Below are 26,394 nucleotides of genomic sequence, written 5' to 3'. Positions count from 1 at the left end.
AGCATCTTTTCCAGTACAAAAGCCGGCGCTCAGCAAGGCGAATGGGATACTTTGCTAACGTTTATTTCCAGCTGCTTAATTGCCAATAGCCATTGTTATCTTTAGTATAAAAGGCGGTATAAGTTATGGCATTCATGGTAAATTCAAACGAAAACTGGTTTACCGCATTGTCGTCAGGTAAGAAGTGAGGCAGAACACTGTTGGCGGCTAAAGCGATGGCATCCGCTAATTCATCAGGCTTTTCCAGTTCGTTTTGAAGTAACTGTTGGGTATGGCGCACGTAATCTGCGTAAGTGGCAAACTCATAGGTGTTATCCTTTAATTTGCGGGCCGCGGTAAAAGCTTGTTCTGCATACTGGTCTTTGTAGGCTTCCATAGCATTTAAAAGGTCTTCTGCAGATATTTCGGGCTGGCGGTCGTTACCTGGGGTATAAAAACTATTCAGGATCTCTTCTTTGCTTTTCATGTTCATATCTGCGCGTTGATGCATTTGTACCAATAAAAAAAGGACGCCGTAAACATAACGACATCCTTTTTATTTTACAGGATAGACCGCAATTTTATTTATCCGCCCAAAGCTTCCAGTTGCAGTATGTCATTTTCGGTTAAGGCTATATCGGCTGCTTTCATATTTTCTTCCAGGTGTTCAACACTTGATGTGCCGGGAATAAGTAAAATATTTGGTGAATGGTGCAACAGCCAGCTTAAGGCTATCTGGTGTATGGTGGCACTGTATTTATCGGCCACTCTTTGCAGTATTTGTTCACCCTGAACATTGCCGCCGCCCAATGGGTACCATGGTATAAAGGCAATGCCGTGCTCGCGGGTATATTGCAGCTCGGCTTCCCACTTGCGGTTGTCAACGCTGTACATGTTTTGTACCGACACCACTTCAAAAAATTCCTGTGCTTTCTTAATATCGTCCACACTCACTTCAGACAGACCAATGTGTTTGATCTTGCCATCCTGCTGTGCTTTCTGTAAAAATTCAAACGTTTTTTCGGCAGGTACTTTGGGGTCAATGCGGTGCAGTTGGTACAGATCTATCTGCTCAAGTTTTAAACGTTTTAAGCTGCCTTCCAGTGCTTCTTTTAAATGAGCCGGCGATGAGTCGATGGGCCATTCATTTGGACCGGTACGCAGTAAACCACCCTTGGTACCAATCACCAACCCGGCCGGATAGGGTGCAAGGGCTTCGGCAATCAGCTCTTCTGATACATGTGGACCGTAGCTATCGGCAGTATCAATAAAGTTAACGCCCAGCTCAACAGCCCGCTTTAAAACGCGTATGCATTCCTCTTTATCTTTAGGTGGACCCCAAATGCCCTGGCCGGTAATACGCATAGCGCCATAACCCAGGCGGTTTATAGTGTAGTCGCCGCCCAACCTGAAAGTTTTTTCAAATGTATTTGCCATTGTAATAGTAGTTGTTATAAGTTTCAACCCAAATATGGCTCCATTGTTTAAGAATATTATAAGTCGATTGTAAATTTGATACAACGCCTGAAATACCCGGACACCGACCGGTTAGGTTATCTCCACCAACCAATAATAGCTCCCATCAGCGTTAGTGATACCAGGCTATAGCCTCCGTTTATAAATATCAGGCGCCAGCTTTTAAGTTCAAACAGGCTCATGATAGCTATGGCGCTAAACGTCCAGATCCCAGCCAGGAAACCAGCCGTTGTGCCCCATGTCAGGTCGGTTTTGTCATCGGCCAAAAAGGCGGCCAGGTTTGCGGCCATAATTAGCGAGAATATAGCCGTCATGCCAAAAGAGCGTAATTTGCTCGAAGCTTTTAGTTTGTCTGTATTCAATTTATTATCAGCCATCCAGGCATTGGCAAATAATGCAGGTGAATACCAGATGCCGCCCACTATAAAAGAAGACAGCGCAGCTACCACAACAGCAGCCCAATTGATCAGCGAAGGATTCATGATGATAAGTTTATGTGTATAATAAAATTAAGAAAATAAATCCTTAATTATCACACAGTTACTTTACCCCAAAATGTATCACCTGTCTGCCTAAATTACCTTCTGAATCCAAACCTTCAATTATGGCGCGGTATGAGCCGCGGGCATCGCTGTTAAAGAAATTAAATGACGCTACGCCGTTTTTATCGGTTATTATCTTAGGGTTCCAGTAAATGGTATTACGGAGGTCGGCCCCAAGTGCACCTGCCTTGGTAACATCATATTTAGGCATATAAAACTCCCTGGCCTTATTATAACCCTGTATGGCAAATGTCACTACATTTTGTTTGGGAATAAGCGCCTGTAATTGGGCAAGGGTTATCTTTTGTTTCTTGATCACTTTTTTATTGATGATCAGCACACCGTTTGTTTGGTTCATCCGGTTAATGCCGCTTACCCCATCCTTTAAAAATATCTCCACAGAGGCCACTTCGGCACCGGTTATAGTCGACAGAAAGTTTACATCAACCGGCATGCTTCCAACGTATATCTGCACCGGTACTTTTTTCCCGGCGTTATAATCACGGGTAATATAAAAGTTGTTATCAACGTAAGTTAAACCAAAGGCCATGGTGCTTAAACAGTTTACTAAAAGAGGACAATCCTTTAACTGGTCGCCTGATATTTCATGGTCGGCCTGACCCGGCAGCCCCGCGAATGTGCCAAAATCATTATGACTTGGTTTTTTCTCAAACTTGGTTGACTTAACCACCACCTCTTTAAGTACGCGCGAATTTTGATATTGCCTGCGGGCATTATCAAGGTATGGGCGCATGGCACTGTCAATATTCACAATTTCGTCAGGCTGATTAGGGTTTTTACTTAATTTCTGATACAGTTCGCCGTTAACGTTAATCACCAGGTTTTTGCTGTTCACATTGTTGCGAGCGCTTAAGGTTATTTTTGAGGTATCCATTACCACCACATTGGAGAACTTAAAGTTACCCGACAGGTCAGTTATCGTTTCTGTCGAGAAATTCCTGTCGGGAATAAGCAGGCGTATGTTTGCCTTACCAACGGGCAAACCCGTAGTGGTTCTTAATATGCCCGATACTTCGATGCCTTGCTCCGGTGCAATGAAAATAGGTGGATTTTTATCGGCCAGGATATCTTCATAGGAGAAACGGCGGTACCCTTGAGTAAGCATCAGGATATCCAGGTTATCAAGTTTTTCCTGGTCGGGTTTGTTAAAGTAATAATTCGGTTTTTCAATGTATCCCTTCAGGTCTGATGTAAGCAGCAGGTTACTTAAAATTGTCGATTCTGCATCCTCATTGGTAGGTACGCTGGTATCATCAACAACAGCTACCGAGAAACTGCCCACAACGGGAGTAGTATTTGCTTTTGCCGATACGGCTATTTTTACGTTTTGCCGGGTGGTATATGATGGCTTATCGGTTTTTAAAGTGAGGTTCAACTGGTCATTATGCTGTACAAATATTACGCGTTCACACAAGGCATATCCGCCCGATGAAAACAGGGTAAGCTGTATAATGCCTGTAGGGAATTTGCTTTTAGGGATATTGGCCGAATAAACCAAGTTTTGCAAAACCGTTTGTGCCGCGTAATATACAACGCCGCCGCTTTGCGCCACTAAGTAAAAACTTTTGTTTTGCTTACGCTGTAAAAACAATTCATTTGCTGATATTTTAACGGTAAGGTTGTCCGGATCAGGGCTATATACGGCCAGGTTTATACCCATAGCCTGCACTCTCGGTAATTTATAGGTGGCTTGTGATCCATCGTCAAAAGTGATATGTGCTGTGTAGGCTTTGCCGGTTTCGGGGGTAATGGCAAATACACCCATACCCAAATGCGCGGTAGTTAAATTGGCCAAAACGGTGCCCTGGTCATCGGTAACGGTGCCTTTAACATCAACTCCCAGCCCTTTGGAGTTAATAGCTTTAAACGCAATTTTTGACCGGATGCCGTTGGTTAGCTGCCCGCTTTCGGGAAAAAACTGTACGTCATAACCTTTTACCGCGCCCTTTAATGAAAACGAATTGGTAACCGATTTTCGTTCGCCCATATCAATTGCCGTTACCAATGAGCCTGATGTTATAATGGCCGGGTCATTTTCAGGGATATCAACTATTAAGTGCCCTTTGGCGTCGGTACGGCCGCTGCCTTTACTTACCGCGTCGCCGTTTCGTATTAATTGCCAGCTTACCCGCCTGTCGGCATAAGGGTTATTGGCCGGGTCTTTATAAGTAATATCGGCATCAACTTTTACGGTAGTACTTTTAGCTTTACTCTTATAGGTTATAAAGGTGTTTACCTGGTTGTCAATGGCGTTGCCCACATTAATGGTATGGTCATAAAAGTAATCTGCATCAAAGTTACGCATCCAGTTAGTATAGGCCCTGATACGATAGCTGCCTTGTTTATAAGTATCGCCAGAAAGTGTGATGTTGCCGTTGGCGAAACCATTTTTAACAGGTAGCCGCAGGTTTTCCATCACCGAATCCTGGCTATTAATAACATCAACATAAACCACACCGCTTAAACCCGACGGCTGGTGTTTTTCGACAGTTACATAGGCTTTAAACCATATGGTATCACCTACGGCATAGTAAGGTTTATCCATATGCAGGTAAACTTTTTCAATGGGGTAACTGCTTTGGAACTTGGCGGTTTTTTCGATAACGGTACTTAGCGGGATGCTATCCTGTTGCGCAAAAGCGGCAAAACTAAATGGGAGCAGCAGAGAAATTACGAGTAAAAATTTTCTTGATATCATTAAATATAATATAAAGCGGCAAACAGGGGCTAATATAAACATTTAGGTTGTTGCATACGGAGCCGGCATGCCTTTTAACATTTTTTTACAAACCGGATAAGATCTGAATGATGATGCAGTTGCTAAATAACCCACTAAATCCTGATTATCCATTTTGCTATAACTAAACGGAAAGTTATGATCAATATGACAGATTGCCGGGATAATAACATGATTGTTACTTTTTGCGGCATCAATAGTAAAAATAAAATAACGGGATCATATCTTGATATGATTGGGTGAAATAATCATAATACTAAATCGGTATTTGGTATAAAAATTACCTTATTTGTTTGTTATTGTACTTTTAATGATTAAACTTGTGGTAAATAATATTAAAATATCAAAATCATTTAATTGCCCATGGATCAGGAAATAAAACAAGGATACCCCAAAGCTTACCGAGATATTGACAGTGCCACAAATGAGAGCGGGTTTAGCATGGCCTCAGATGTTTTAACCTGCTCTTTACTCCGAACATTGGCTGCTACAAAGCCCGGCGGCAAATTTTTAGAACTGGGTACCGGAACGGGGTTATCCACCTCCTGGATACTTGATGGTATGGATGGTGCATCATCACTTACTTCTATTGATAATGACGATCGCTTTTTGACCATAGCACGGCAATTTTTAAGTGCCGATAAACGGCTACAGCTGGTGTGCACTGATGGAGCCGATTGGTTTGACCAAAACAAACACTTAAAGTTCGACTATATTTTTGCCGATACCTGGCACGGCAAGTACCTGCTGCTTGACGAAGCCATAGCCATGCTTAACCCAGGCGGATTATATATTATTGATGATATGCTGCCCCAGCCCAACTGGCCCGAAGGCCATCATGAAAAAGCCATCAGTTTGCTGGAAGTATTGGAGCAAAGGACCGACCTGGTGCTTACCAGGCAGTGCTGGGCAACAGGCATTGTGATAGGTGTAAAAAGGACAGTGTAACCGTTTATAGCTACAGACGATCGATTTTAACCAGAAAAGAACGGAAATGATTAGCTATAGGCAGTAACCGCTGCCTATGCACTTTGAGGTAGTGCAAACAGATGGTCGGGCTCCGACTCATCATTAACCGTTTTAACATATTTATTCCCTTTGGGACAAACAGCAGGGATCAAACTGGTTTTATTACCATATTCGTCAAGAATGTAAGCTTCACCGTCGCCATCCTTAATCCAATCGTAAAGTTTTGCCCGTTCGGTAACCCCCTTTACTTTGATACGCTCATTTACCCATTCAAGCGCATCTATCGCTATGTAAGGGTTTTCATGGTGTTTAGCATCTGTTATTATACAAAGTATGCGCACTGACATTGTTTATTTGTTTTAATTATTAGGTATGATAAAATTAAAACAAATGACAAAATGAATAAATAGGTGTTTTCACCCATTTGATTTTGCGTAAAACTACCTGACTATTTTGCAGGATGCATCCGAAAAGCATTGGATTTTATTTAATTAAGCGGGGGGCTTAACTATAAAATAATCGGATAACAGAGAGGGGGGTGAAGAAATACCCTGGCTTAAAGCAAGCAGCCCAAACCAGGGTGTTTTATGATTTACCAGCCAGTGCCTTTTTTGGCATTGCCGTTTTTAATATGTTCTTCGGCAGTTGCTTTACCCATAATGGCTGCCATTTTATTGCCAGCGCTATCTTTACCGGTTGCTATGTACCTTCCCGATTTAATGTCAATAACAGGATCGATCATTGGTACATTTTTAGTTTTTGTTTTTACTGAATAAGCGGTAATACCGCTTCCTTTTTCTGTTGCCATGATAAGTTCTTTTGTTTTTTTAATGTAAACCCCATTTAATCCGAATTGTTTTCGGCTTTAGCTATAATTGGTATTATGCTGTAAACATGCATTAAAATTTTTTAATTCAAAATACCTTAGGTAAATATTTTGTTAACACATTTGGTTTTTTGTTAATAACGTATAAACTATGGTATCTTCAAAAAAACCGTTATGAAAGTAGTTCTCTTTAAAATACGCCTCCTGTACAAAATTGTTTCTTTTGAGCAGTTTTATGGAGGCCGCATTACGCGGGTTTACATTGGCTTGAATTGAATGAAGGCCCATAACCCCGAAACCATAGCGTATAGCGCTTTCTACAGCCTCCTGCATAAGGCCCTGACCCTGATATGCCGGGTTTAGCAGGTATCCTATTTCGGCCCGGTAATGCTCCTTTTCTATCCGCCAAAAGCCGATAGTGCCAATAAAGTGCTTGTCGGCCTGGGTGGTGATGCACCAGGTGATTCCGTTGCCGGCATCCAATAAATCGTTAATAACTTTTATCAGATCAACGGCGTCGTCAAGGGTTTTTGCCAGCGGACGGCTTATATATTGCATTATTTCGCTATTGCTCCGCAACTCAAAAAGATCGGGTGCATCGGCAAAAGTGAATTGCCTCAGTACTAAACGTGGTGTAGTTAAAACCGGAAAGGGCGTAAAATTTAACTGAAGCATTAATTGGCAGATGATATTGATGTATTTCTTTTTTTCATTAGGCTGCTGTTAAACTTTACTATCAGTTTAAACAGGTTATTATATGCGGTAAGGGGTAGCGTAGCGCTCAGGTCAAATACATCATGATAGGCTTTTATCCCGCCGAGTGTATAAATAAAAAAGGCGGGCACGCCCTTTTCTGTAAAAAAATAATGATCGCTGTTGGCAGCCTTTCCCCTGGGGTTTACATTTACCAGGTAATTGTTTTCCTTGTTGATTTGCTTTAAGGCCGCAAACTCCTGCGGATGAATAGTGGCATTTACCACTGTAATGCCTTCAATACCGGTACCGTCAAGATCCAGGTTGAGCAGGAAGCGAATGTTTTTTAGGGGGATAAGCGGATTTTCAGTAAAATATTTGGAACCTAATAATCCGGCCTCTTCGCCCGAGAAACAAATGAAAGCCATTGTAAAAGGTTGCGGATGGGCGGCATAATATTTTGCCAGGCTTAAGAGCTGCGCAATCCCGCTGGCATTATCATTAGCTCCCGGGAAGTAGGTATCGCTGCCCATTCCACCCAAATGATCATAATGTGCGGAAATAACAATAACAGAATCGGGGTTGATATTGCCCTTTACTACGCCGCAAATGTTGGCAGTTTTAAAAGCAGGCACCAATTCGTTTTCTATATCGGCGCTAATGGTTGCCGGCACTTGCTTTATTGCCTTTTTATCTATTTGTATCAGGGTATAATCAAGTGCCTTACCCTCAACAGACCAGGTGAGCTTATCTTCAAGCGATAATACAATGCGGTTTTTGCGGTCAACAAAATGCGTGCTGTCTACCTTTTCCAGTTTGCCTGTAGCGGTTATACCCTTGCTATCCGGGCTAACGATATATTCTTTGCCGGGAATAAGCTCAGCACCGTTGATCGCCACTTTCATTTTGCCCGGAAATGTATTAACCGGATAAGCAAATTCCTGCTGATAACTTTTACCGTCCATAGGCTTTATGCCGTATGCCTTAAATTGACCGGTTAAAAAAAGCGCGGCCTTATGAGCGCCATCTTTAGTATACCCGCGGCCCCAAAAGTAAGGAGAAGTTAAAGTGTCAACCATTTTACGGGCAAACAGGCCGTCCTGCGCCAGCAAACAGTTTGCAGTTAAGAGCAATAAGAGGGTAAGTTTAAATTTCATTTGCCGGGGTGAAGGCTTTTTTTGATGATCATATAAAACTATCAGCCTCCCTGTAAGCTTTGATCAGCGCCAGCTCGCCTTCTTTACCTTTACCCGCGTTACCATGCTCCATACCCAAAATACCTTTATATCCTTTATTATAAATGTGTTTGAATATATTTTTATAATTAACCTCGCCGGTACCGGGTTCGTTACGGCCCGGATTATCGCCAATCTGGTAGTAGCCAATTTCGTCATAAACCATATCAAGCGTAGGAATAATATTGCCCTGGTTGCGCTGCACATGGTACATATCGTACAAAATTTTACAGGAAGGGCTGCCCACTGCTTTGCAAATAGCATAAGCCTGGTCGGGCGTGCGTAAAAACAGGTTCGGGTTGTCACTCAGGGGTTCAAGCACCATAACCAGGCCGTGGGGTTCAATAATGGCCGTACCCTTTTTTATGGCCTCAATTACATTGGCTGTTTGAATGCCAATGGGCAAATTACGCACAAAATCGCCGGGAACCACCGTAAATAGTTTATTGTTAACACGTTTGGATACTTCAACTGCTTCCTTACAGCTGGCTATGAATTTATCCAGGTGATCAGCCGTACCGGCTGCCAGTAAATTGGTATCATTGCCCAGGCCGGGCTGCACAAAAACACCCATACCCATACCCAGGCTGGCCAGCGTATCGCCAATTTTCTTTTGCTGGTCTGCCGGGCGCGAAGACATGCCATTATCCTCAATAGCCCGGAAGCCCCTGTCATATGCGAATTTTATCTGGTCAATAAAATTGTCACCGGCATGGTTTTTAAACATTCCGTCATGTACACCGTAATTTAAGCGGAATGGTTTGTCGGTATCTGTATCGGTTACGGCGGTGTTACAGCTGCTGAGGGTAGCCGCATTTAAAACACTGGTTGTAAGTAGTGATGCACCGGCAAGCATGGAGCTTTGCATAAAGTTTCTGCGTTTCATAGGCAATTGGATTTGAGATAGCAAGATAAATAAAAAGTTGAGTGTTTGAAATCTGTTCAAGGCCGGGTTGCCCTGCACATTTCAGCAGTAGGGTTCGTTATTTCCGTAAAAAAATCGTATACTTGCATAATAACGGAAAATTTACTGCTATTCCCGCTTGGCGCCTGCCAATCAATTCATATTGATCAGGGTTCATTTTTATCCCCGCTGATACCGTTGCTGCCCGGAAATTAATTGACGATCCTTTTCATATATATTCAAAAACAGAACATTGGTTCAGTTGATTGGGCTTTAAGGTTTATAACCAGGGAAAGCATATTGTTTAACAAAATTCTAAATAAGCATGGCTAAATCGCAAGCAACCTTCATGAAAAAACAACTCGAAAAAAATCGTCAGAAAAAGAAAGAAGATAAAGAACAACGTAAATTGGAGCGCAAGCAAAATGGAGGCAGCGGAGATTTAGAAAGCATGATGGCTTATGTTAATGAATTTGGCGAAATCGTATCAACTCCTCCCGAAAAGAAAGCATAAACCATCCTTTGCAATTTTATGTAAGGTAATAAACACTTATTTATACTGCATAAAAACGTTAATCTTCCTAAAAGCTGTTTAAAAATACTTTCAGAAAAAGGTTCATCACCGTAGCAAATTTCGAAACTATTTTAAACAGCTTCTTCGTGTTGGTGTAATTCAGCGTATTGATATAGGTTTTATGATATTATTTTGAATATTTTAATGAATAACATTAAACAATGTTTTAAAAAAGTATTTTTGCTAAAGACATTGTCGATTTGAAATTTTTACAATAAAGTATTTGCCTAATTATCCTTATTCACTGTTTAAGCCCGCATGATTAAATCTCTACGCAATTTATATAGTTCCTATTTATATAAAGTTGCCATTTGCTGTATAGCAAAAAACGAAGACGAATATTTACCGGAGTGGATTGATTATCATATAAAAATTGGCGTTAGTCATTTTTATATTTATGATAACGATTCGGCTGTGCCAATTACCACTACCTTAAGCAGCTACATTAAAGATGGTATTGTGCAGGTTGAGCATATCACGGGGTATGGGCAGCAGATGCCGGTTCATGACCATTGCCTGGCTAATTACGGTTTTGAATGCCAGTGGATAGCGTTTATTGATGTTGACGAATTTATTGTGCCAAAAACGCTAACAGGTAATTTGCCGCAGTTTTTAGCTGATTATGAAAAATATGGTGGTTTGGCTGTACACTGGTTAGTATTTGGCTCCAACAGAAATTTAGAAAAACCCAAAACATCCCAAATTGAAACCTACACAAAACGGTCGCTAAAAACCGAGCCTGTAAATGGCCATATAAAAAGTATTGTTCAGCCCAGGTATGTAAAACGAGTTCCTGGCGACCCCCATCATTTTAAATATAAACTGGGCCGATACTGTGTTAATGAAAATTTTCAACGTATAAGAGGACCTATTGCAAAACACACTTCAAATAAAATACAGCTGAACCATTACTTTTTACGCTCTTTAGAGGAATTTAAGCTGAAAATAGCAAGGGGAAGAGCCGATAAGGGCGTTGACAGAAAACTGGATGAGTTTTATGATCTTGATAAAAGAGCCAACCAGGTCAGCGATGAAAGCGCTATAGAACTTGAACTGATCATGACCGAAATAGCCGGGGTGAAACCGGACAAGCTGAATTAATATAATCCATAATTATCATCACAGCGTAACTGAACTTTTTACTGTTTAAATTGTCATAGGAATACCGATATTTAAATTACTATGAAATTAAAAACATACCTTTTGCTGCCGGCCGTTTTAGTTGTGGCAGCATGTTCAGGCAATCATTCCCGGGGCTCTGATACGGTAAGCTCCAAAAGTGATCAAAAAGATACTTTAAAGGCCAATACAGATGCGCCGCCGGTAAATATGCAATATTGTTTTTACCATACCGACGGCACCCAGGCCCAGGATACTACTGCTGTTAACTTGATGATAAACGGTAATAAAGTAACAGGTAAAATGAGCTGGCTGCCCAAAGAAAAAGATGCACGTAAAGGAACTATTGACGGAACACTGAACGGCAACACCATAAAAGCCGTATGGGCCTTTATGCAGGAGGGTACTAAAGATACCGTAAGCGTTGAATTTCAGTTGCGGGGCAATGCGCTTGCACAAAAGCCTTACCAGTACGACGCTAAAACCGGCAGACAGCAAACCAATACCAGGGCCGACTACAGCGTTATTTACAGTATGAAAAATTGCACCGATGAGGCCAAATAATTACATTAGTTAAAAATATAACCCCACGGTAGTTTCATATGAAGAAAAGAGAAACCAGTATACTTTACCTTGTATTGGGCCTGTATACCCTCATGATCAGTTGGTATTACAACCACTCGCTGATCTTATTACTTATTCATTACCTGTTTTGGCCCGTTTACCTGGTGTATGAATTATTGATAGGCCACCTTGCAAATGGTATGTGGAAAACCATCCCGCTATCATACTTTAACTGATAGCGCTTTAACATTAAACAAAAACACCCGGTTACAGCCGGGTGTTTTTTTATGTCCGGATTTTTTGAAATCTGTAATACTACGCAAAAGCTATGCGTGGTTGCCCTATACCAGTTGCGTTAGCTTACGCGATAAATTTCAGTAATTATGCGTTTGTGATAGCGTAACAGCACTTTCCCGTTTTTTGTTACCGATACCCACCTTTGGTTCGCAGGTTAGCGCCTGGTAATTTATCCAGGGGCACTTTGTAAAAATCAACTTTAATAAGACATTAAATTATGAAAAAGCTAAATTATTTGCTTCTGTTTTTTGCGGTACCGGTATTAAGTTTATTATCATGTAAAAAAGGGGATGTTGGTCCGGCCGGCCCGGCTGGTCCCGAAGGCCCTAAGGGAGCAACAGGAGCATCAGGTGCTGCCGGAGCCGACGGCACAGATGGTGCCAACGGTGCAAAAGGGGCAACCGGTACCGCAAATGTAATTTATTCGGACTGGGCAACTGCCAAAAATTTCAGGGATACCACAGCAGATAACTCTGCAATGCACGCTGCCGATCTGGCCGCGCCGAAGCTAACCACAAGTATTATAAATAGCGGCACCGTAATGGTTTATTTTACTTTTGGCGGCGGTGTATATACCTTGCCTTATACCAGCTATGCGGGGGGTAAACAAAATACCATGAGCTATTGGCCGCGCCTGGGCCACTTTATTATCACCCGTTTTACAGCTGATAATTCAAACTCCGTGCCCTTATCAACAGTGCTGCAATACCGTTATGTGATCATCCCCGGGGGTATCACTGCTGCGGTAGCCAAACAGGTAAATATTAACGATTACGAGTCGGTTCGTAAGTTTTATAATATTAGAAATTAAGGGCATTTAGCCTGTAAACTAAGCAGCGAACGATGCACGGTAATTAATTTACCGTGCATCGTTTATGTTATTATAATGATCAGGTTTTTTCAACTACCACGGCTGTACCGTAGGCCAGCACCTCGGTTATACCCTGCATTACCTCATTGGCATCATAGCGCATGTTGATAATGGCATTGGCGCCTATGGCCTGCGCATGCTGTATTAAAAGCTGGTAAGCCTCCTCGCGGGCATTTTCGCAAAGCTCAACATAAATAGAAAGCCTGCCGCCAAAAAGCGATTGAAAGCCACCCGCAATATTGCCAAGCGCGCTGCGGCTGCGAACGGTAATGCCACGTACCACGCCTAAGTGTTTAACTACATGATAGCCCTCTAAAGAAGTGCTGGTTGTAATAAGTGAAGTATCCATCTGTTTTTATTTTGGTATATGTTTGATAATTAGATGCCGTACAAGCCGCATAATTACAAAATACTGTTTTTTATTTGTACCGGCTGGGATGAGGGCTTAGCTTAAGTGACGGTTTAGTTAAGTTCAGCAAACTGTATAGTATACTATTTGTACTTGCAAAGGTATGAGCTTTGTTCGTCGGTTTTTACCTTAAATGAAGTATTGGCCTCAACCTCAAATGATTGGCCGCCGGTAAATGATTGCCACTCATTTGCACCGGGTAGCAAAACAACCAGTTTACCTTCAATAACGGTCATGGTTTCATGGCTCGAGGTACCAAATTCATATTCGCCTTTTTCAATTACACCAATGGTACTGCGGCCCTGTGGGGTAGTGTAAGCGAGGGATTTAACAGAGCCCTCAAAGTATTCGTTTACGTTGATCATGCTTAAATAATTTTGAGGTCTAATATGGCTAAATAAAATCATTTGTTTAATAATTACCGCGCACATATAGCATCATTTGTAAAAACATAATGTTAAAATATGTGAAAAAAGTAACTTTGGTTGTAATTATTACTTCGCAAAGAGCGTTATTTGCATAAAATTTATATATGAAGAAAACTCAACTAATTATGCTGTTACTTTTATCAGCCATATGTATACAAAGCTGTAAAAAGGACGCAACTACTACTGCTTCTACAATCTCCGACAAAATACTATCTGCCAATATAAATGGTACTTCCTGGAATCCGGACACAGTAAATGCCGCGATTACTTATGACAATACTGCAAAAACTAAGACTTTTACCGTTGTTGGTACCGCCACCGAGCAAAGGGTAGGTATCAAAGTAACATTGCCAAACAGCACCAATACCAATGATTTTGCTTTAGGAACTTATAAAGTTAATGCTACCACTAACGTGGCGCTAAGTTATTATACACTGCAGCAAAACTCCAGCGGTGCTTATGAATATGTACAGGTGGGTACTGTTGAACCGGGTTCCGGTTCGGTAATTATAACGGCCATTGATACAGCTAAAAAACTAATAACCGGTACTTACTCGTTTTCAAGCCGGCAGATAGTGCGTGATAGTAATGGTAATATTGAATCAATTACAACCGTAAACGTTTTGCTAGGCACATTTACCAATCTGCCTTATACTTTTGTAGGTAGTTAGCAAAAGGCAAATTACCGGCATACATTAGTTGAATTAAATATATACTTAAATAAGGCTGTGCGCAGGCCGGCAATGCAGGCATAAATAGTACTTGTTAATAAAAAAGGCCCCGTTTGTATTTACAAACGGGGCCTTTTAATATTAAAACTGCTTTACTGACCAGGCCTTGTAGGTGTCGGACTGGTAGGAGTCGGATTGGTTGGCGTTGGCGTAGGAGTAGGACTTGGATTAGGGCTCGGTGTTGGCGAAGGTGTAGGACTTGGAGTTGGCATTGGAGTAGGGCTTGGATTCGTAGGAGTAGGCGTAGGGCTCGGATTTGGATCTGTAGGCGAAGTTGGCACCGGAGTTGGAGTTGGGTAAGTGGTTTTAGGTGCTTTCTTCTTTTTCTTTTTACCAGAAACAGTGTCAGTATCTGCAGGTAAAACCGTTGATTTGATGTTTAATCCATTAGTTTTTTGCCGGTCACCAGCTTTATGATTACCAGCAAAAACAACCGAAGCCGCAAATGTTAGTGCTATAGCTGCAGCTGTTATCCTTGAGTTTTTCATAATAATTTTCTTTAAGTGTCTTAAAAGTTAACTAATATGATAACATTGCCAAATGTGAATGGTTTTTGCTAATTGGAAATACAAGCAGATAGGTAATTGACCAATTATCCAATTATCATCCCGACCGTTAACAGCCGGGAATTTGAAAACTAACCGTTACGGTTAAATCTTATACGCCTTAGTTATGACCCTGCGTACAAATGATCAAGACTTTTTATTTGCGATTTGTAGGTTGCCGGCAGTAAGGCGTCACGTAAAATAAACTCCAGTTTTATTAACCTGAAAAACTTGTATATCCACAGCACAGGCAGCAGCCAGGGCACATTATTCAATTGCAGATGTTTATTTACCAGAGGCGGTATCATTAGTAACTGCGCCTGTTTTAACACCTCATACCGGAGCGGGCCAAGGTGCTTTTTATATTGACGATACAGATCAGTAGTGAGTTTGCTTTTGATAAGGTTATGCTGCAGATGATCATTACGCATGTGAAGGTACGATGTATAGGAAGCTGGTAAATCGGTAAGCCCCATACGTACGCCTACCCGTTTAAATACGGCGAAGGTTTGGGCTTTTTCCATGTTAGTAAGCGGGCGTTCCAGCAGCTCAAACGAGCGAATAGACAGATCAATGAGCATAAAAAGCACATCGCGATAGGCCCAATCAGGTATCGGCTCGCCGCGGCCCGCCTCAACCCCTTTATGAATGGCCGTAATTTTATCAATGGCCAGGAGCGCCGCGCTCTGTTCCGAAAAAATAATTTGCCGCGAATAACTTACAGTTGAGAACAATCTTCCTAAGGGATCGGCAGGCAGGCGACCGGTAAAATAAAGCCAGTCCACAGCTTTATTCAAGGCGAACTCGGCGGCAGCGCCGGCAAAAATAAACAGAATGGTATCAGCCTTTCCCCATATCTTCCGCACAATTGAATCTTCGTCAACAAAATATTCCATAGCCATCTATTGATAATTAAACATGTTATATCAAAGCTTTGTTTTATGTAAAAGTACTTTGTATTACAAAGTAAGTGATTATTATTAAAATTCCCAAATAATGTGTGTTTTGTATATCAAAAGGGGGGGACATTAAGCAAAAAAGCGTTGTATATGGACATATAATACTTTTAGATAATATGACAAACAAAGGCATTCAAATGCAACGTGCTTTTCGCTGTCAATTACTAAAGGGCGGATCCGACGCCAAAATAATAAGGCTAACAACTGCAATAACTGCCAGCGATATTCCCCCTATAAGTAAAGTTTTATGCCCGGCGGTGCGGCGGTGCAATGTTTTTTTGTAGGCGGCTGCCCTAAAAGCTTTAACATAAGTTGAATCATTTAGTAACGAAGTGTCACTTGAGTTTAATTGGGTGGGTTTAAAATAATCGGAACTACTGGGAAAATGATGCTGCTTGAATCGTTTCCAGGTACTACGTTCCAACTGGAATGATTTGACATCAGAATTGGCCATTTCTATCATAGCAGAATCCCGGGAGATGGTCTGTTGCCCTTTTAATCCCGGAGCAATAACCATCAGCATTAATGCAAGGAGCAGCGTTTTCATATTGTATCAGATAAATGTAACAATACTGATACAATGTACGGTGATAAATTGGATAAAGCAATAGTTTTATAATAATAAATATTTGATTTTAAGTAGGTTATGTGTAATTTGTTGATGCCAAACCTGATAAGGTATTTATAATTTGGAAGTGTTCACAGGTGTTCGTGGTATTCATGTGTCAAAAGCGTGAACACCGTGAGTGCTGGTATTAAGGTCGCCCCAAGACACGCTCCCCACCACTGGTATTCCACAAACCTCAACTTTTCCACAATCCGGTAAAAACGCGGGCAATGCATTAACTTTGCCCGTTAAATAAAAGGATAACCGCTTGGCTAAAGATACTACCAAAGAAACCCCCTTAATGCAGCAATATAATGCCATAAAGGCTAAGCACCCTGGTGCATTGCTGTTGTTTCGTGTGGGCGATTTTTATGAAACCTTTGGCGAGGACGCCATTAAAGCGTCGGGCATATTGGGTATTGTGCTTACCCGGCGTGCCAACGGTGCTGCTACACATATTGAACTGGCTGGCTTTCCCCACCACTCGCTCGAAACTTATTTGCCCAAACTGGTACGGGCGGGGCAGCGTGTGGCCATCTGCGATCAGCTGGAAGACCCCAAGACCACCAAAACCATTGTTAAACGCGGCGTTACCGAACTGGTTACCCCCGGCGTAGCAACCAATGACAACATACTTCATCAAAAAAGCAATAATTACCTGGCATCGCTGCATTTTGAAAAGAACAGCATCGGTATAGCCCTTATTGATATCTCGACAGGAGAGTTTATTACCGCGCAGGGTAACAGCGACTATATTGATAAACTGTTGCAAAGCTTCTCGCCCAGTGAGGTGATCTACCCTAAGAGCCGTACCCGCGACTTTAAGGATACCTACGGCGATCGCTTTTACACCTATGCCCTTGACGAGTGGCCCTACAGCGGCGATTACGCCAACGAAACGCTGCTCAAGCATTTTGGTGTAAAATCATTAAAAGGGTTTGGCATTGATAAGCTTAACCTGGGTATTGTTGCCGCGGGTGTGGCCATACATTACCTGAACGAGACCGAACACCGCAACTTGCAGCATATATCCTCTATCAGCCGTATTGAGGAAGACAGATATCTTTGGATAGACAGGTTTAGCATCCGCAACCTTGAGCTGGTAGGATCGACAAATGAAAATGCCATGACGCTGGTTGATGTGCTTGACCACACCTGCTCGCCCATGGGTGCCCGCCTGCTGCGCCGGTGGATAGTAATGCCCTTAAAAGAAATAAAACCCATTAACGACCGCCTGGGCGTGGTGGAGTACTTTATAGCGCTGGAAGAACTGCGTGAAAATTTGCAGCAGTATATTCGCCAGATAGGCGACCTGGAAAGGCTTATCTCTAAAATTGGTTTGCAAAAGGCCAATCCGCGCGAGGTGTGCCAGCTTAAAAAGGCATTGATGGCTATAGGGTCTATCAAAAAGATAGCCGAAACATCTGATAGCCAACCGCTCCGGGCCATTGGCGAACAGCTTAATCCGTGTGCGCTTATCTGCGAAAAGATAGAAAGGGAATTACATCCCGAGCCGCCGGTAATGATTGTAAAAGGTTCGGTGATGAACGAAGGGATTAATGAGGAACTTGACCGCCTGCGTAAAATAGCATTTGGAGGTAAAGGTTATTTGCTGGAGATACAAAAGCGCGAAGCTGAGCTGACCGGTATTCCATCGCTTAAGGTATCATTCAACAACGTATTTGGTTATTACCTGGAGGTTACGCACAGTCACCGTGATAAGGTGCCGACTGAATGGATCCGCAAGCAAACACTCGTAAATGCAGAACGATATATAACCCCTGAGCTAAAAGAATACGAAGAACAGATATTAGGCGCCGAAGAAAAGATACTTGCACTGGAAACCCGCCTGTATAATGATCTGGTATACGCCCTTGCAGAATATATTAAGCCCATACAGCTTAATGCCCAACTAATAGCCCGACTTGATGTGCTGCTTAATTTTGCCACCATATCAATCAAAAACTATTACGTAAAGCCGGAGATTAGTGACAGCCGGGTACTTGATATTAAAGGCGGTCGCCACCCCGTAATTGAAAAGAACCTGCCCATAGGCGAATCATACATTACCAATGATGTTTACCTTGACTCAGAAACGCAGCAGATCATTATTATTACCGGGCCCAATATGGCAGGTAAATCAGCGCTGTTAAGGCAAACAGGCCTTATTGTGCTTATGGCGCAAATGGGTTGCTTTGTACCTGCCAAGTCAGCTTCTATTGGATTGGTTGATAAAATATTTACCAGGGTAGGTGCATCAGACAACTTATCGTCGGGCGAATCAACCTTTATGGTGGAGATGAACGAGACTGCCAGCATACTGAATAACCTATCGGACCGAAGCCTGATCCTGTTGGATGAGATCGGCAGGGGTACTTCCACATACGATGGTATTTCTATCGCCTGGTCAATTGCCGAATACCTGCATAACCACCCTTCGGCTAAAGCCAAAACACTTTTTGCAACGCATTATCATGAATTGAATGAGTTAAGCAACAGCTTCAACCGGATCAAAAACTTTAATGTTTCGGTAAAAGAGGTTGGCCATCAGATCATATTTTTACGTAAGCTAGTACCTGGCGGCAGCGAGCACAGCTTTGGTATCCACGTAGCCAAACTGGCGGGCATGCCTCCCAAAGTATTGATCCGCGCCAATGAGATATTAAAGAAACTCGAAAATGAACGTACCGGCGGTGAGCACATTAAAGAAAGTATCCGTAAGGTGCAAAAGCAAGCGGTACAGATGCAAATGTTCTCAATAGATGACCCTGTACTGGTGAAAATCCGTGATACCCTGAACAATCTTGATGTAAATACGCTAACCCCTGTTGAAGCCCTTATGAAATTGGATGAGATACAGCGGGTTATAAAGAGTTGATACACTTTATTGATGTATAGAAAGTGCCGGTGAAGTCTGTTTGTCGCAGATTTTACCGGCACTTTTTAATAATTAGTTATACAGTTATTCAACTGTAAGTTTGCCTTCAATGGAGTCATCAAGGGTTTTACCAATGGCGGCGCCTGCCAGTTGTTTTATAAACGCTACAGCATTGCCATGCTTATTATCCCAGTAGTAGCCTTCAGTTGGTTCAACCTTAATGACAGATATACGCGGATCGTCCTTTCCTTCGGTAAACCAAACTTTTAGTATGGGTTCCCAAAGTTCATCGATCTTTTCTTTGTCATCGCTCACGGTTGCTATACCATAAATGTTTAGAAAATCAGAATGTGCCGATCCCTGGAACAGCAGGTGAACCATAGGGTCGGTTGACAGATCTTGGTTCTTGTGGCTATCCTTAGCGCTTAGGAACCACAGGTTGCCTTCATCATCTATCTTTTGTACGGCCATGGGGCGTACCGAGGCCGGGATGCCGGTTTTGATATTGCTCAGGAAAAAGCAGCTTTTGGCGCTATCTACCAGTTCTTTGATCTTGGCAATGGCCTCGGGGCCACCCAGATCTTTAAAATTATCCTCGGGTTGCTGTTGGTTAATGCTATCCATTTTACAAATGTTTTAATAGGTACGTGTTGAATATATAACCCGTTAAAACTTATATTGTGTGGATTTAATTAACTTTTAAGATAATTAATTATCAAAAATGTAAAATCAATCCAATCAATGGGCTCAACTAACTGTCAGGTTCCTAACCTCTCAGGGGCCAAACACTACCATTCTATCGGGATTGCGCATGGCGTAAGTAGTCACTATGTTTTTGATATAGTCATTACCGGGATATGGGGTAAGGTAGTTTTTTAGCTGTTGAATATTGTCGGCATCAAAGTAGTGGGATATATAACCCATTCCGTAAAACTGACCTTTTTCCACCAATATACAGCTATGTTCGTCACTGGTACGGCCTTCATCACGAATGGCATAAGTGGGCAGCGCCTGTTTAAGTTCGTCAATAGCTGTATTTACCTTTCTGTTGTAGTCATCAACCGTTTCAACGCCTTCACAGGCGCATAAACTGCCGCTGGCGCCTGTACAGGGATCATTATTCTTTTGTATGAAACAAAGTTTGGGGCAAAGGTTAAAATTTTCTATTAGTTTGTTAAGCAGGTTATAACCATCCAGCAGGGAGTTACAGGTATATATAGGGTCACTGTATTTGCGATATTTGTCAACAGCCAGGCGTATGTAGCCGCGCTGGTCTTCAAACGCATACAGGCAATAAGCGTTCTCAAAGCGTTTTAAAGAGCGGTTATATTTTGGCCAAAGGCGTTTGATCTCAATGGCTTCCAACACAAAGGCAATCAACTCGGTACCGCAAACCTGGTAAGTGATCTGACAAATATTACGCAGAAACTCCTGCCGCTGCAGGCCCGGATTGTTACCCGTAAAATGGCTACTCACCCGTTTTTTTATGTTTTTTGCTTTGCCCACATATATTACTTTCCCTTTTTGATCATGAAAATAATATACACCAGCAACGTAGGGCAGCTGGTCAATGTCTTTTTTAGGCAAATTGGGTGGTAATACCTGTTCTTTGGAGCCTTGTTTAAGGGCAAGCTTAATATGGCCCTCAGTGTCGCTGTTGATCAGCAGGGTAAATAAAGTGGCTGTTGCTTCGGCATCGCCTGCTGCACGGTGGCGGCTTTCATTGTCAATACCTAAATGCCTGCACAGGCGGCCAAGACTGTAAGACGGGAGGCCTGGTAATATTTTGCGGCCAAGCCTCACGGTACATAATTTATTACATTGAAGGTCATAGCCGGCTGCTGCCAAATGGTAGCGGACAAATGAATAATCGAAGTTTACGTTGTGCGCTACAAATATTTTTCCGTGAATAAGGTGGTAAACATCAGCCGCAACATCTTCAAAAGGCGGTGCGTTTTGCACCATTTCGTTGGTGATGCCGGTTAATGCACTGATATAAACTGGGATCTCTTTATTCGGGTTTACAAGGGTTTCAAAACGCTTAACTACCTTTTTGCCGTCATGTATGCATATGGCAATTTCGGTTATGCCATTAGCGCTGGCGTGCCCCCCGGTAGTTTCAATATCAACAATGGCATACATGTTTCAAATGTAATATAAGTTTGCTAAATATCTTAGTGTTTTTTGGATTTTTTGATGAGTGATGGTGTGGTGGTGAGTAGTGAGTGGTGAGTAGTGAGTGGTGAGTAGTGAGTAGTGAGTAGTGAGTGGTGAGTGGTGAGTTGGATGTGAGGGAGTGGGATGCAAGATTAAACAAGCGGCAAGCAAATAAAAAACGCTTCATTGCGAGGGACGAAGCAATCTCTAAGCTATACAAGGCCAATATGCCTATCGCAGAGCGCCCAATTGCCGCTAAGGCTGTTACTTTTGTCGCCACAAAAGTAACCAAAAAGGCTTTCAGCAGAAATGCTTCTTTGCCGCACATAGCCTTTGCCCTGCAAACCTGGCAGAACCACGGGCTGCTAAATTTTGCCGCTACTGCGTTCACTCATTACCCTGCGCTTCAGGCAAATTGCTAATGCCCTTCCAGCCGCACCGACACACCATGTTCTGCCTGTTTTCACCCGAAGCTGTTCTGCTGACGACAGGAAGAAAGGCGGGTAACAGCTTTACTAACGGCATCATTCTCCACGCGTCATTGCGAGGTACGAAGCAATCTCTATGCTTTACAGGGCGAATTTGTATGCTTAACCTGCCTGTGTAGTAGTGAGTAGTGAATGGTTAGTGGTGAGTTGCGTGTGAGATGTATTTAAGATTAAACAAGAGGCAAGCAAATAAAAACGCGTAGTTGCGAGGTACGAAGCAATCTCTATGCTTTACAGGGCGAATTTGAATGCTTAACCAGCCTGTGTAGAGATTGCTTCCAACCTCGCAATTGACCGGAATAGTAAAGACAAAGCCCCGGAAAGATTTTCTTTCCGGGGCTTTGTCTTTATCCTAAAATCTTTTATCCTGAAGTCCTTGGTCCTTTGACTCAAAGTCCAACAGAAAACTATTTTTTCTTTGGTTGTACCTGTTGCTGGCGCATCATTTCTTCCATACGGGCCTGAAAACCTGATTTTTTCTTTTTAGCATCATCGGGTTTCTTTTTGTTCTCCTGGATCTGGGCATGTATCTTTTTATCATCAACCATGAATTTGATCAGGTATTGCTGTAAAAAGGTAAGCATGTTGGCCAGGAAATAGTAATAGTTCAGTCCAGACGGATAGCTGTTCAGTGTAGCCAGGAATATGATAGGGGTGATGTAGCCAATGTACTTCATCTGCCCAGTGGCGCCCGATATCTGGTTGTTGAAATAAGTATAGATCAGCGTTGATATTGTCATCAGCAAACACATCAAACTAATATGATCGCCAATAAGCGGAATGGTAGGAAATGTAATTACCGCATCATAGGTTGAAAGATCGTGCATCCATAAAAAGCTTTCGCCGCGCAACTCAAACAAGCTCGGGAAAAAACGGAAGAACGCAATCACTATCGGCATCTGTATCAGCAATGGTAAACATCCGCCTAATGGGTTTACACCGGCCTTTTTATACAGCTTTAAATACTCCTGCTGTAAAAGGGTAGGGTTATCTTCACCAACTTTTGCTTTTATCTCATCCATTTCGGGCTTAAGCACGCGCATTTTGGCCATAGAAAGATATGACTTGTAAGTAAGCGGCGACAAAACCAGCTTAAGCACAATGGTTAATGCTAAAATGATAAGTCCGTAGTTCCAGTTAAACTGTTTCAAAAAGTTAAACACCGGTAATACAGCAAAACGGTTAATGTATTTTAACGGCCCCCAACCCAAATCTACCAGTTTTTGCAGGTCATTACCCTGTGCTTTAAGGGTTGAATAACGGTTAGGGCCAAAGTAAAATTCCAATGGCACACTGCCGTCTGCAGTACGCGCAATGGTCAAATCGGCTTTCATTTGTTTAACATCGGCGGTATCAGTAACATCAGTACTTACCGCCAGGTTTGATTTGCTTATGCCGTTTTTAGCAACCAATATGTTTGAAAAGAAGTGCTGCTTAAAGGCAACCCATTGCATTTTTTTATCACCAATTTCTTTCTGATCATCTTTTGAAACACTTAAATAATCGTCATGACCATCTGTATCAAGATAATACACTGTAGAGTACTGGCGCTCCTGTTTAATGTCTTTTTCCTGTTTGTGCAGGCTGGCGGCCCAGTTAATATTAACATTGCCGCTGTTATTGATAACACCGTCAAGTCCGCTTGGCTTCACCGTTAAACCTAATTTATAACCTGTGCCTTTTAAACTGTATATATAATCAATATACTGGGTAGGGCTATAGCTTAAGCGTAAGGTAACAGAAGCCGAGTCTTTTTCAGCAACTTTAAGTTCTGTAGCGCTTGAAGTAAAATAATAGTCGTCGGTATTTATATTGGTGTTACCTGCTGCGAATTTTAAACCAAAATGAGTTTGCGGGCCACTAAAAAGAATAAGCGGTTTTTTATCAAAGGTTTTGAAGTTCTTTAACTCAACAGACGCAACTTTACCGCCGTGTGTGCTTAGTTTTATCAACAGCTCACTATTCTCAAGCGTAATCAGCTTTTCGGTACCTATAGAGGCGGCGCCAAAAGGGCTTTTTAACAAAGCAGAATCAACAACTTTATTTGCCGCTTGGCCGGTATCTGGCTTTGCTGACGCAGTTGTATTGGCTTTGGCCAGACCTGCCTTTTTTAAAGAGTCCTGTTGCTGTACCAGGCGCTCTTTTTTAAGTTCGGCATCAGATGGCTTTAAAAAGTAAATTGAGCCAGCTATAATAGCCATAATCAGGAATAATCCTGTAAATGTATTTCTATCCATTATCTATCGTATCGAACAATTTCTTATTTCTTGCGGGCATAGGCCAGCGAAGCGGCGACAAAGTTAATAAAAAGTGGGTGTGGATTAGCAACTGTTGATTTTAATTCGGGATGAAATTGTGCTCCCACAAAAAATGGATGGTTTTTCAGCTCTACAATCTCTACCAGATTATTTTCAGGGTTGATACCTGATGGTGTCAGGCCGGCATTTTCATATTGTTTAAGGTAGTCGTTATTAAATTCATAACGGTGCCTGTGCCTTTCCGTAATGTGATTTTTGCCATATATGGCAGCCGCTTTGCTTCCTTTTTTAAGGTCGCAGGCATAAGCGCCCAAACGCATGGTGCCGCCTTTATTGGTAACGGTTTTTTGGTCCTCCATCATTCCAATTACAGGGTATGGGGTTTCGGGGTTCATTTCGGTGCTGTTGGCATCGGCAAGGCCTAAAACATTGCGCCCAAATTCAACAACGGCACATTGCATACCCAGGCAGATACCAAAAAACGGGATATTGTTTTCGCGCACATAACGGATAGCCTGTATTTTACCTTCAAAACCACGTTCGCCAAAACCAGGCGCAACCAGTACACCGTGTATACCCTTTAATTTTTCAATAGCGTTTTCAGGGGTTAACTGTTCCGACGGGATATATTCCACCCTTACCTTGCACTCCATTTTGGCGCCGGCATGTATAAACGCTTCAGATATTGATTTATAAGCATCGGGCAGTTCAACATATTTACCTACAAGTGCAATGCGAACATCGGCGGTAGGGTTTTTTAGGCGGCCAAGGAAATCTTTCCAGGTTTCCAGGTCGGGCTCAAGTTTGTGCGGTAATTTAAGCTTGGTAAGTACGGTTTTATCCAGCTGTTCTTTTAGCATGAGTAAAGGCACATCATAAATGGTTGAGGCATCTATCGACTCAACAACCGCATTGATGTTCACATTACAAAACAGGGCTATTTTTTTGCGGAGATCATTGTTCAGGTGGTGCTCTGTACGGCAAACCAGTATATCAGGCTGTATACCATATTCAAGCAGCATTTTTACCGAGTGTTGTGTCGGTTTGGTCTTTAATTCGCCAGCAGCGGCCAAAAAAGGGATTAGGGTAAGATGGATCACCAGCGAATTGCTTGAGCCAACTTCCCACCTGAACTGTCTTACGGCCTCAATATATGGTAATGATTCAATATCACCCACGGTACCGCCCAGTTCGGTTATTACAATATCATATTCACCGCTTTCACCAAGTATGCGGATATTTCTTTTTATTTCGTCGGTAATATGGGGTACCACCTGTACGGTTTTACCTAAAAACGCGCCTTCGCGCTCCTTATTGATCACATTTTGGTAAATGCGGCCTGTAGTAATGTTGTTTGCTTTTGAGGTAGGGGTATTTAAAAAACGCTCGTAATGACCAAGGTCAAGATCTGTTTCGGCACCATCTTCAGTAACATAGCACTCTCCGTGTTCATAAGGGTTTAGCGTTCCCGGATCGATATTGATATAGGGATCAAATTTTTGGATGGTGACGCGATAACCGCGCGACTGAAGAAGTTTGGCTAAAGAAGCTGAGATAATACCTTTTCCTAACGACGAGGTAACGCCGCCCGTAACAAAAATATATTTAGTCATGATTTTTTTAAAAATGGCCCGGATTTATGCCGAAACCAAATGTTTGTGTACGGGATACAAAAGTAAGAAAAATTTTGAAGTTTGACTGATGAAATTGAGAAAAAACGGTTGTGCATTTCGGTGTAACGGCAAAGGCAATGTAAAGGATTTATTATTAAAGAAATGCGGTACCGAGAAATCAGCACCTTTTGTTGTGGCCGGCCGTATATAGATCGTTTTGCGTTAAGGGTGAAGTTGCAAATGCTTGATTATCAAGCGTTCACTAATGTTCACGGTGTTCACGGCGCGTGAACGTGAACATCGTGAACGCCCGGCCTTTATCCACTTCAGCACTGTAAATGAAAAAATCCCATCAAAATTTAATCTTCCGGACGATTATGGCGATAACACGGATCAAAGTTTATTGTGAAATGTTAAATGCTTAAAATCAATAAGTTAAATTCCGTTAAAAAATGTTAAGGGATGTTAATATATATAAAGGGTTGGCAATTTACCCCGAAATTGTAGCCAATTA

Annotated in this window: 27 protein-coding genes; 9 read left to right on the top strand and 18 right to left on the bottom strand. The window is 42.2% G+C overall.

Annotated elements, in window-relative coordinates; translation table 11 throughout:
- Positions 1–61: 61 nt before the first annotated feature.
- The 4 genes from J2W55_RS21485 to J2W55_RS21470 form a co-directional block, all read right to left on the bottom strand.
- Positions 62–490 (bottom strand): hypothetical protein, encoded by a 429-nt coding sequence (locus tag J2W55_RS21485; RefSeq protein ID WP_310100932.1) that lies wholly within the window; start codon positions 488–490, stop codon positions 62–64.
- A gap of 74 nt (positions 491–564) precedes the next feature.
- The gene (locus tag J2W55_RS21480; RefSeq protein WP_310100929.1) at positions 565–1,416 is read right to left on the bottom strand and encodes an aldo/keto reductase; all 852 of its coding nucleotides are present in this window, start codon (positions 1,414–1,416) and stop codon (positions 565–567) included.
- Positions 1,417–1,532: 116 nt separating this feature from the next.
- Positions 1,533–1,937 carry a DUF1761 domain-containing protein gene (locus J2W55_RS21475; RefSeq protein WP_310100926.1) on the bottom strand — a complete coding sequence of 135 codons (405 nt, stop codon included), beginning with the start codon at positions 1,935–1,937 and terminating at the stop codon, positions 1,533–1,535.
- Positions 1,938–1,995: 58 nt separating this feature from the next.
- The gene (locus J2W55_RS21470) at positions 1,996–4,716 is read right to left on the bottom strand and encodes a carboxypeptidase-like regulatory domain-containing protein (protein ID WP_310100923.1); all 2,721 of its coding nucleotides are present in this window, start codon (positions 4,714–4,716) and stop codon (positions 1,996–1,998) included.
- A gap of 402 nt (positions 4,717–5,118) precedes the next feature.
- On the opposite strand from J2W55_RS21470, the gene J2W55_RS21465 reads away from it, so the two are divergent.
- Positions 5,119–5,703 (top strand): O-methyltransferase, encoded by a 585-nt coding sequence (locus tag J2W55_RS21465; RefSeq protein ID WP_310100920.1) that lies wholly within the window; start codon positions 5,119–5,121, stop codon positions 5,701–5,703.
- A gap of 74 nt (positions 5,704–5,777) precedes the next feature.
- Here the strand turns inward: J2W55_RS21465 and J2W55_RS21460 are convergent, their stop codons facing one another.
- The 5 genes from J2W55_RS21460 to J2W55_RS21440 all read right to left on the bottom strand — a co-directional run bounded on the left by J2W55_RS21460 (position 5,778) and on the right by J2W55_RS21440 (position 9,364).
- Positions 5,778–6,071, bottom strand: coding sequence for a DUF3892 domain-containing protein (locus tag J2W55_RS21460; RefSeq protein ID WP_310100918.1), 294 nt, complete (start codon positions 6,069–6,071; stop codon positions 5,778–5,780).
- Positions 6,072–6,316: 245 nt separating this feature from the next.
- Positions 6,317–6,532, bottom strand: coding sequence for a hypothetical protein (locus tag J2W55_RS21455; RefSeq protein WP_076371974.1), 216 nt, complete (start codon positions 6,530–6,532; stop codon positions 6,317–6,319).
- 132 nt (positions 6,533–6,664) lie between these two features.
- Entirely contained in the window at positions 6,665–7,225 is a 561-nt protein-coding gene (locus J2W55_RS21450) for a GNAT family N-acetyltransferase (RefSeq protein WP_310100913.1), read from the bottom strand.
- The gene (locus J2W55_RS21445) at positions 7,225–8,400 is read right to left on the bottom strand and encodes a M28 family metallopeptidase (protein ID WP_310100910.1); all 1,176 of its coding nucleotides are present in this window, start codon (positions 8,398–8,400) and stop codon (positions 7,225–7,227) included. Before J2W55_RS21445 ends, J2W55_RS21450 begins: the two co-directional genes overlap by 1 nt.
- A gap of 28 nt (positions 8,401–8,428) precedes the next feature.
- Positions 8,429–9,364 (bottom strand): hydroxypyruvate isomerase family protein, encoded by a 936-nt coding sequence (locus J2W55_RS21440; protein ID WP_310100907.1) that lies wholly within the window; start codon positions 9,362–9,364, stop codon positions 8,429–8,431.
- 367 nt (positions 9,365–9,731) lie between these two features.
- Here J2W55_RS21440 and J2W55_RS21435 point away from each other — a divergent pair, with 367 nt between their 5' ends.
- The 5 genes from J2W55_RS21435 (at position 9,732) to J2W55_RS21415 (ending at position 12,747) form a co-directional block, all read left to right on the top strand.
- A complete protein-coding gene (locus tag J2W55_RS21435) occupies positions 9,732–9,896 on the top strand; it encodes a hypothetical protein (protein WP_310100904.1) in 165 nt (54 codons plus the stop codon).
- 318 nt (positions 9,897–10,214) lie between these two features.
- Positions 10,215–11,057: a glycosyltransferase family 92 protein gene (locus tag J2W55_RS21430; protein WP_310100901.1), complete on the top strand. Its 843-nt coding sequence runs from the start codon at positions 10,215–10,217 to the stop codon at positions 11,055–11,057.
- 81 nt (positions 11,058–11,138) lie between these two features.
- Positions 11,139–11,639 (top strand): hypothetical protein, encoded by a 501-nt coding sequence (locus J2W55_RS21425; RefSeq protein WP_310100898.1) that lies wholly within the window; start codon positions 11,139–11,141, stop codon positions 11,637–11,639.
- A gap of 38 nt (positions 11,640–11,677) precedes the next feature.
- Entirely contained in the window at positions 11,678–11,875 is a 198-nt protein-coding gene (locus J2W55_RS21420; protein WP_166088302.1) for a hypothetical protein, read from the top strand.
- A gap of 278 nt (positions 11,876–12,153) precedes the next feature.
- Positions 12,154–12,747: a hypothetical protein gene (locus J2W55_RS21415; protein WP_310100893.1), complete on the top strand. Its 594-nt coding sequence runs from the start codon at positions 12,154–12,156 to the stop codon at positions 12,745–12,747.
- Positions 12,748–12,826: 79 nt separating this feature from the next.
- Here the strand turns inward: J2W55_RS21415 and J2W55_RS21410 are convergent, their stop codons facing one another.
- Together J2W55_RS21410 and ppnP are read right to left on the bottom strand one after the other, a co-directional pair.
- On the bottom strand, positions 12,827–13,156 hold the full coding sequence (locus J2W55_RS21410; RefSeq protein ID WP_310100890.1) for a YbjQ family protein: 330 nt from the start codon (positions 13,154–13,156) through the stop codon (positions 12,827–12,829).
- A 143-nt stretch (positions 13,157–13,299) separates the two neighbouring features.
- Positions 13,300–13,581: a pyrimidine/purine nucleoside phosphorylase gene (gene ppnP / locus J2W55_RS21405; protein ID WP_310100889.1), complete on the bottom strand. Its 282-nt coding sequence runs from the start codon at positions 13,579–13,581 to the stop codon at positions 13,300–13,302.
- Between the two features lie 167 nt (positions 13,582–13,748).
- Between ppnP and J2W55_RS21400 the strand changes: the two genes are divergently transcribed.
- A complete protein-coding gene (locus tag J2W55_RS21400; protein WP_310100886.1) occupies positions 13,749–14,315 on the top strand; it encodes a DUF6252 family protein in 567 nt (188 codons plus the stop codon).
- Positions 14,316–14,467: 152 nt separating this feature from the next.
- Here the strand turns inward: J2W55_RS21400 and J2W55_RS21395 are convergent, their stop codons facing one another.
- From J2W55_RS21395 to J2W55_RS21385, 3 genes are all read right to left on the bottom strand, one after another.
- A complete protein-coding gene (locus J2W55_RS21395; RefSeq protein WP_310100883.1) occupies positions 14,468–14,863 on the bottom strand; it encodes a hypothetical protein in 396 nt (131 codons plus the stop codon).
- A 182-nt stretch (positions 14,864–15,045) separates the two neighbouring features.
- Complete coding sequence (locus J2W55_RS21390) at positions 15,046–15,816, bottom strand: oxygenase MpaB family protein (RefSeq protein WP_310100880.1); 771 nt, start codon at positions 15,814–15,816, stop codon at positions 15,046–15,048.
- A gap of 220 nt (positions 15,817–16,036) precedes the next feature.
- Positions 16,037–16,426 (bottom strand): hypothetical protein, encoded by a 390-nt coding sequence (locus J2W55_RS21385; protein WP_310100877.1) that lies wholly within the window; start codon positions 16,424–16,426, stop codon positions 16,037–16,039.
- A gap of 328 nt (positions 16,427–16,754) precedes the next feature.
- Between J2W55_RS21385 and mutS the strand changes: the two genes are divergently transcribed.
- A complete protein-coding gene (gene mutS, locus J2W55_RS21380; RefSeq protein ID WP_310100874.1) occupies positions 16,755–19,364 on the top strand; it encodes a DNA mismatch repair protein MutS in 2,610 nt (869 codons plus the stop codon).
- Positions 19,365–19,448: 84 nt separating this feature from the next.
- Here the strand turns inward: mutS and J2W55_RS21375 are convergent, their stop codons facing one another.
- A complete protein-coding gene (locus J2W55_RS21375; protein ID WP_310100872.1) occupies positions 19,449–19,988 on the bottom strand; it encodes a pyridoxamine 5'-phosphate oxidase family protein in 540 nt (179 codons plus the stop codon).
- 150 nt (positions 19,989–20,138) lie between these two features.
- Entirely contained in the window at positions 20,139–21,506 is a 1,368-nt protein-coding gene (locus J2W55_RS21370; protein ID WP_310100870.1) for an exonuclease domain-containing protein, read from the bottom strand.
- Between the two features lie 242 nt (positions 21,507–21,748).
- Between J2W55_RS21370 and J2W55_RS21365 the strand changes: the two genes are divergently transcribed.
- Positions 21,749–21,943 carry a hypothetical protein gene (locus J2W55_RS21365; protein ID WP_310100866.1) on the top strand — a complete coding sequence of 65 codons (195 nt, stop codon included), beginning with the start codon at positions 21,749–21,751 and terminating at the stop codon, positions 21,941–21,943.
- A 473-nt stretch (positions 21,944–22,416) separates the two neighbouring features.
- On the opposite strand, the gene yidC is transcribed toward J2W55_RS21365, so the two are convergent.
- Both yidC and pyrG read right to left on the bottom strand, forming a co-directional pair.
- Entirely contained in the window at positions 22,417–24,246 is a 1,830-nt protein-coding gene (gene yidC / locus J2W55_RS21360) for a membrane protein insertase YidC (protein WP_310100863.1), read from the bottom strand.
- Between the two features lie 23 nt (positions 24,247–24,269).
- On the bottom strand, positions 24,270–25,880 hold the full coding sequence (gene pyrG / locus J2W55_RS21355) for a CTP synthase (protein ID WP_310100860.1): 1,611 nt from the start codon (positions 25,878–25,880) through the stop codon (positions 24,270–24,272).
- Positions 25,881–26,394: the final 514 nt, after the last annotated feature.

Origin of the sequence: Mucilaginibacter pocheonensis, from assembly GCF_031456535.1 — a bacterium.
Classification (GTDB): Bacteria; Bacteroidota; Bacteroidia; order Sphingobacteriales; family Sphingobacteriaceae; genus Mucilaginibacter; species Mucilaginibacter pocheonensis.
Note: the sequence above shows the minus strand (reverse complement) of the source record. Positions and strands in the feature narration are given on the sequence as shown.